Annotated in this window: 6 protein-coding genes; 5 read left to right on the plus strand and 1 reads right to left on the minus strand. The window is 61.5% G+C overall.

What is annotated here, in order from left to right; genetic code table 11:
* Positions 1 to 505, minus strand: a 505-nt coding sequence (locus EN990_RS34370) for a M17 family peptidase N-terminal domain-containing protein (protein WP_281056359.1), incomplete at its 3' end; no start/stop codon positions are given.
* A 350-nt stretch (positions 506 to 855) separates the two neighbouring features.
* Between EN990_RS34370 and lptF the strand changes: the two genes are divergently transcribed.
* From lptF to EN990_RS34395, 5 genes are all read left to right on the plus strand, one after another.
* Positions 856 to 2,058, plus strand: coding sequence for an LPS export ABC transporter permease LptF (gene lptF / locus EN990_RS34375; protein ID WP_013532506.1), 1,203 nt, complete (start codon positions 856 to 858; stop codon positions 2,056 to 2,058).
* Positions 2,055 to 3,140, plus strand: coding sequence for an LPS export ABC transporter permease LptG (lptG, locus tag EN990_RS34380; protein WP_174299091.1), 1,086 nt, complete (start codon positions 2,055 to 2,057; stop codon positions 3,138 to 3,140). Before lptF ends, lptG begins: the two co-directional genes overlap by 4 nt.
* The gene (locus EN990_RS34385) at positions 3,140 to 5,560 is read left to right on the plus strand and encodes an LPS-assembly protein LptD (RefSeq protein WP_064993142.1); all 2,421 of its coding nucleotides are present in this window, start codon (positions 3,140 to 3,142) and stop codon (positions 5,558 to 5,560) included. The genes lptG and EN990_RS34385 overlap by 1 nt, the downstream gene beginning before the upstream one ends.
* Before the next feature lie 90 nt (positions 5,561 to 5,650).
* Complete coding sequence (locus tag EN990_RS34390; protein WP_024504313.1) at positions 5,651 to 6,589, plus strand: peptidylprolyl isomerase; 939 nt, start codon at positions 5,651 to 5,653, stop codon at positions 6,587 to 6,589.
* A 1-nt stretch (position 6,590) separates the two neighbouring features.
* The coding region (locus EN990_RS34395; protein ID WP_206526375.1) for a 4-hydroxythreonine-4-phosphate dehydrogenase PdxA at positions 6,591 to 7,158 on the plus strand (568 nt) is incomplete at its 3' end.

The raw sequence follows: 7,158 nt of genomic DNA on the forward strand, positions 1-7,158 counted from the left end.
CGGCGGTGTGGATGGTCACCTTGACCGGCTTCTTCGGCTCTGCCTTGCCGTCGTCCTTGTCCTTCCTGGTCTTGTACTTGTCGAAGGAATAGCTGCGCAGGAGAATGCCCGCGGCAAGGCTTGCCGCGTCCTTCGCGCTCGGCGAGGCGCCGACCACATCGAGGATCACCGCTACCTCGGTCGCCTTGCGCAGCGACGCGGAAACGGTGCCGCCAAGCTTCAACCACGCATATTCGTCCAGTCCCGACACCTTGCCGGTGCCTATCGCCACCAGTCTGTCGAGCGACGCTCCCTGCGGGGCCAGAACTTCCACCGTGCTGGCGAACTTGCCGGTGAACTCAGCCACGGGAAAAGCCCGCTCCAGTGTCTTGCCGGGATCACTGGCCTTGGCGACGTCGCTCAGGCCGCCCTCATCCGCCGCGAGCACGAAGACCGTGCCCTTCTTGTTCACCGCGCTCTGGGACCCGGAAAATTTGGCGAAGGCGATCGATGGTCTTTGATTCATCATGTCCTGCTTTCAGGGAATGCGCGACTTTTGGGGAAGCGGTTCGAAACGATGCGCGACATTTGGTCGTTTTCCGGCATTTGGCAAGACTTTGCCGAATTGGCATCCCATATGACCTATGGAATCGATGACGATTCGTCGCGGCACGGCCCCGCTTTTGCCGCAACTTGTTGTTAACCATCGATGTTCGCCCTTTCTTATCCATTCCCGCCGACACTCCGCCCAGCCGGGGGGCGTGATGTGGGACAGAACCCGGATAGACCATCTGATGAGCCAGTTGTGCAGGCGCTGCCGGACAGCTACCTTGTTCGGCGGCATGATGCCGTTCGAAAAAATCGAGAAAAGCCTTCATGAAGGTCGTTGAACGCTACATCATGCGCCGCGCTTTCGTGGTCTTCATGGCCGCTCTTGTGTGGACGCTGGCGATCGTATGGACGACGCAGGTGCTGGCAAAGATCGATCTGGTCACCGACAGCGGCCAATCGGCGCTGACCTTCTTCGAAGTCGCCGCCCTCATCCTTCCGTCCATCATCCCGATCGTGGTGCCTTTTGCGCTTGTGGTGGCGGTCGCACAGACACTCAGCGTCATGAATTCGGATTCCGAACTTGCCGTCGTCAACGCCGCGGGGGCCTCGCGCTGGACGATCGTGCGGCCGATCATGTTGCTGGCGCTCGCCGCAGCCGTTTTTTCCTTTGCCGTCGACAACGGCATCGATCCTTACGCACGGCAGAAGAACCGGGCCCTGGTGGCGTCGTCACGCGCGGATCTGTTGTCGCTGATCATCCAGGAAGGCACCTTCCGCAAGATCGACGACGGGTTGTTCCTGCAGGTCGGCGAGCGCCTTCCCAACAATCGGCTGGGCGGCATTTTCGTCGCCGATTCGCGCGAAGAAGGCGTCAACCTCGTCTACTACGCCAAGACCGGCAGCATCATCGAACGCGGCGGTGAAAAGGTGCTGATGATGAATGACGGCGTCATCCATCGCAAAACGCTGACCGGCGATCTCTCCGTCATCCGCTTCACCTCCTATGCCTTCGACATGTCGGCCTTCATGGCGGCGGCTTCAGCGGTGACGCTCCTGCCCAAGGACCAGACGACGCAGTACCTGCTCAACCCGAGCGCCAACGACAAGTATTATCAGCAGAGCCCCTACGAATACCGGGCCGAAGTCAACCAGCGGTTCTCGGAATGGACCTATTCCATGGTTTTCGCGCTGATCGCGCTTGCGGTCGCCGGGGATGCGCGCTCGCACCGCGAGGCGCGCGTCAATCCGCTGATCACGGCGATCACGATATCGCTGTTCGTGCGTTGGCTGGGCTTTTTCGCCGCCAGCAAGGCGGATGAGATCCCGCAATATGCCTATATGGTCTATGGTGTGCCGATCGTGGCTTCCGCGGTGGCGATCTGGTTCATCGTCTCGAACCGGACACTGGAACTGCCCGTGACCTGGGCGGACTGGATGACAAACTTCGCCTCGCGCATCGCTGACAGCTGGAATGCTTTCAAATTGCGTTTGTCCAGGCGCGGCACATCAGGGCAAGGGGTCGGCTGATGGGCTGGACACTGGGCCGCTATTTCTTCTTCCGCTACGTGACGATCACCATCTGGTTCTTCATCGGCCTCCTAGCGCTGGTGTTCCTGATCGATTTCACCGAGCTGTCCGGCCGCACCACCGGCCTGCCCGGCTTCACCTACGGCACGGCGGTAGCCATTTCAGGCCTCCGTATGCCGATGATCATGCTGCAGACGGTGCCGTTCGTCGGTCTCTTCTCGGCGATGGCGACGCTGGTGTCGCTGAACCGGCGCTACGAGCTGGTCATCGCGCGTTCCGCCGGTGTTTCCGCCTGGCAGTTCCTCTTGCCCTGCTGTATCGGAGCCTTGCTGTTCGGCGTCCTGTCGGTTGGCGTCATCAATCCGCTCGCCGCGCACGCATTCTCCTGGTCCGAGCAGATCGAAACCCAGCTGCGTTCCGGCAAATCGAATACGGTCTCGGCCGATGCCGCGCCCTGGATCCGGCAGAAAACCAGTTCGGGGGACACCATCATCGGTGCGCGGGCCATCCTGAACCAGGGCCTGGAAATGGCCGATGTCGTATTCTTCATTCTCGACCCGCAAGGCAACATCGTCGAGCGCAAGGATGCTGCCCGTGCCTTCCTGCGCGACGGCTATTGGGAATTGCAGGACGTCAAGACGTTCCAGAACGGCACGATCCAGGCATCGGCAACCGATCGCGTACCGACCAATCTGAAGCCCGAATTCGTGCAAGAGCGGCTGGCGCGCCCGGAAACCATCCCCTTCTACGACCTGCCCGGAAAGATCGAGGTTGCCCGCTCCTTCGGCCTCAAGGCAAATGCCTTTGCCATGCAGTTTGATTCGCTCGTGGCGTTGCCGTTCCTTCTCGTCGCCATGACGCTGATCGCGGCAACGGTTTCAATGCGATTTGCTAGGATGGGGCAGTCGGCGACGATGATTCTGGGTGGCATCATCGCTGGCTTTCTGCTTTATGTCGTTTCGGTTCTGGTGAAGGCATTCGGCGTGGCGGGATTCGTGCCGACTGTCGTAGCCGCCTGGGTACCGGTCATGGTGGCTATGTTCTTCGGGGTGACTTTCCTGCTATACAAGGAAGACGGCTAGTGAGGGAGGCGTTTTTGCCCAGCAACAGGCAGGCCGGTTTGGCGCGCCTCTATGCGGCGACCGCCTTGGCGTGCGTGCTTGCCTACGCCGTTCCGGCACCGGCGCTTGCGCAGGACGTCGGCGACATGGCGACATCGGTTCCGTCCGGCTCGCAAATGCTGCTGGCGGCCGACACGCTGGTCTATAACAACGACAACCAGACCGTGACCGCCGTTGGCGGCGTGCAGATCGACTATGGTGGCAATCGCCTTGTCGCCCAGCGGGTCGAGTACAACCGCAACACCAAGCGAATGGTCGCAAGCGGTAACGTCGAAGTCATCAACAGCGACGGTACCAAGATCAATTCGCAGCATATCGACATCACCGATGACTTCGCCGACGGCTTCGTCAACGCGTTGCGGGTCGAAACCATCGACAAGGCCTATTTCGCCGCCGAAAGCGCCGAACGCATGGGCGGCGTGCTGACCACCTTCCACAATGGCGTCTACACCGCCTGCGAGCCGTGCGAGGATAAGCCGGACAAAGCGCCGACCTGGCGCGTCAAGGCCAAGAAGATCATCTGGAACGGCGAGAAGAAGACGGTTCGCTTCGAGAATGCGAATTTCGAGTTCTTCGGTTTTCCGCTTGCCTATCTGCCTGCATTCGAAATTGCCGACCCGACGGTGAAGCGCAAGAGCGGCTTCCTGATCCCGAGCATCATCTACAAGAGCGATCTCGGCGTCGGCGTGAAAGTCCCCTATTATCTTGCATTGGCGCCGACCTACGACCTGACCGTCACCGGCACCGGCTATACCAAGCAGGGTTTCCTCGGTGAGGCCGAGTGGCGTCAGCGCTTCAACAATGGCGAGTACAGCTTGAAGATCGCCGGGATACACCAGCAGAATCCCGACGCTTTCCTCGACACCACTGCCTTCCCCTCCAGCTCTGGCCACAACGTCAATTCGGGCAGCGCCGGCGATCCCAACAAATTCCGCGGCATGATGGGTACCCAGGGGCAGTTCGCCATCAACTCACGCTGGAACTTCGGCTGGGACGTGCTGCTGCAGACCGACAAGAATTTCTCGAACACCTACGGCATCGAAAAGTACAATAGCAGCGTCCACCAGTCGTCGGTCTACTTGACGGGTCTCAACGGCCGCAACTATTTCGACGTGCGCGCCATGCATTTCGATGTGCAGGAAGATACACCTGACGACAACGCCTCTGCGCGAAGCGGACAACAGCCCTGGGTGCTGCCGTCGCTCGACTACGCCTATATTCCTGATGCGTCGGTGGCCGGCGGCCAGCTATCGCTCAACGTCAACGCGCGTGTCATCCGCCGCGACGAACTCGATGACACTTTCTCCACCCCCATACAGCGTGTCCCTGGTATCGAAGGCGAATCGGGCCGTCTCACCGCCGAGGCCGAGTGGAAGCGGAGCTTCGTCACCGATGGCGGGCTGGTGCTGACGCCATTGCTCGCACTGCAGGGCGACGTCGACTACCTCAATGCGTCATCGGCTTCGCTCACTGCCATTAACAATATGGCAGCAAATTTGAACGAGCAGGCCGATATGCGCTCGTCATTTGCCCGTTACATGGCAACCGCAGGCCTCGAGATGCGTTGGCCGGTGCTGTTTTCCATGGCCAGCGGGTCCAGCCATGTCATCGAACCGATGGCACAGGTCTTCATGCGTCCGAACGAGCAATATGTCGGCGGCCTCTCAGTACCCAACGAAGACGCCCAAAGCATGGTCTTCGATGCGACCACCTTGTTCGAACGCGACAAGTTCTCCGGCTACGACCGCGTCGAAGGCGGTTCGCGCGCCAATGTCGGCTTCCGCTATTCCGGCTCCTACAACAATGGCTGGGGCACCAATGCCATTTTCGGCCAATCCTATCAGATTGGCGGCGAGAACTCGTTCGCCGCGCCGGATTTGGTGAATGTCGGCGCAAACTCCGGCCTCGACACGACCAAGTCCGACTATGTCGGCCTGTTCGGCATCAACAGCCCCAACGGCTTCGCGGCCTCGGTCAGCGGCCGTTTCGACGAACAGAGCTTCGAGATCCGCCGCGCCGAGGTGAAGGCCGCCTATTCCGGCCTGCCTGTGTCGCTGAGCGCCAAATACGCCTTCATCCAGGCCCAGCCGCTGTACGGCTTCACCACCGACCGCCACGAGGTCACGCTTGGTGCATCCACGCATCTGGCCGAAAACTGGCGCGTCTTCGGCACAGGAACCTACGACCTGCAGCAGAGCCTGCTGGTCAAGGACGGCGTCGGCTTCGCCTACAACGATTCCTGCTTCACTTATTTGATGACCTACTCGCAGTCGCGCGATCTGAACACCAGGGAGGTGTCGCAGACCATCGGCTTCAATCTGTCGTTCCGCACCCTCGGCGATTTCGGCTCGTCGACCAGTGCCGTCGACACGATCCAGTAACAATCGGCGACATCGTTTCGCCGCATAGGGCTGGCACGGATTTCGCGCACCTGGAAAGATCAAATTGGGCGGGACCGGGATAGAATTGGGATGCCAACGATGAGGAAATACCTCTTTTCAGCAGGTTTCGCGTTGCTCGTGGCGGCGACGTCCGTGTCGATCACCGTAATGGCGCCGCCGGCTTTCGCCAGCGAGATCAAATACGTCGTCAACGACATTCCTGTCACCACCGGCGACATCGCCCATCGCGCCGCCTTCCTGAAGCTGCAGCGCAAGAAGGGCGATGCCGGCCAGGAAATGATCGACCAGACGTTGCGTATGGCCGAGGCCAAGCGGCTTGGTATCCGCATCAGCGACGCCCAGGTCGATGCCGCGTACCAGCGCTTTGCCTCGAGCAACAAGATGCAGCTCAGCCAGCTCGACGGCGTCATGGAGAAGTCGGGCGTCACTAAGAGCCACTTCAAGGAATTCATCCGCGCCCAGATGGCCTGGAACCAGGCCTTGAGCGCGCGCTACCGTTCCGGCGACGGCACCGGCGCCGTCAGCGAACAGGATCTCGTCAGGAAGATGCTCGAAAAAGGCGGCGCCAAACCGAGCGCCACCGAATACATGCTGCAGCAGGTCATCTTCGTGGTGCCGGCGGCTGAACGCAGCGCGACGCTGGGCAAACGCAAGCGAGAGGCCGACGCCATGCGCGCCCGCTTCAACGGCTGCAACACGACGCGCGAATTCGCCAAGGGCCTGATCGACGTCACCGTTCGCGATCTGGGCCGGGTGCTGGCGCCGCAACTGCCGCCGGACTGGGCCGAGCAGATCAAAGCTACCAAAGTCGGCGGTGCCACCGTCACGCGCGAAACTGAACGCGGCGTCGAATTCATCGGCATCTGCTCGTCGCGCGAAGTGTCCGACGACAAGGTTGCCCAGATGGCGTTCCAGGCCGAAGGCTCCGGCGGCGACAAGGATGCCGACGCGCTCAGCAAGAAATATGTCGACGAGCTGAAGGCAAAAGCCCGCATCGTCAAGCGCTGACGTGGGCAACGCAGTGACTGCGCTCGCGTTGAGCGCCGGCGATCCGTCCGGCATTGGGCCGGAGATCGCCATCGCCGCCTTCATGGCGCGTGAAGCTGCCGCCCTGCCCCCCTTCTACCTGCTCGCCGATCCGGCGCTGATCGCCTCCCGGGCGCGCCTGCTCGGCCTCTCGCTGCCGATCGCCGAAGCCACCCCGGCACAAGCGGCGCAGGTCTTTGCCCGCGCCTTGCCGATCGTTCCGCTGGCTGCAGGCTGCATCGACAGCCCCGGCCAGCCGGATCCGGCCAATGCGGCCGCCACCATCGAGGCCATCGACCGCGCCGTCGCCGATTGCCTTGCCCGCGAAGCCTCGGCCGTGGTCACCTGCCCCATCGCCAAGAAGCCGCTCTACGATGCCGGCTTTCGCTTTCCCGGCCACACCGAATATCTGGCGCATCTGGCGGCTCGGCACAGCGGTGTCGAGGCGATGCCGGTGATGATGCTGGCAGGACCCGACCTGCGCACCGTTCCCGTCACCATCCACATAGCGTTGGCCGAGGTGCCGAAGGCACTGACCACCGAACTGATCG

This window comes from Mesorhizobium sp. M7A.F.Ca.US.005.03.1.1, assembly GCF_003997975.1.
Classification (GTDB): Bacteria; Pseudomonadota; Alphaproteobacteria; order Rhizobiales; family Rhizobiaceae; genus Mesorhizobium; species Mesorhizobium ciceri.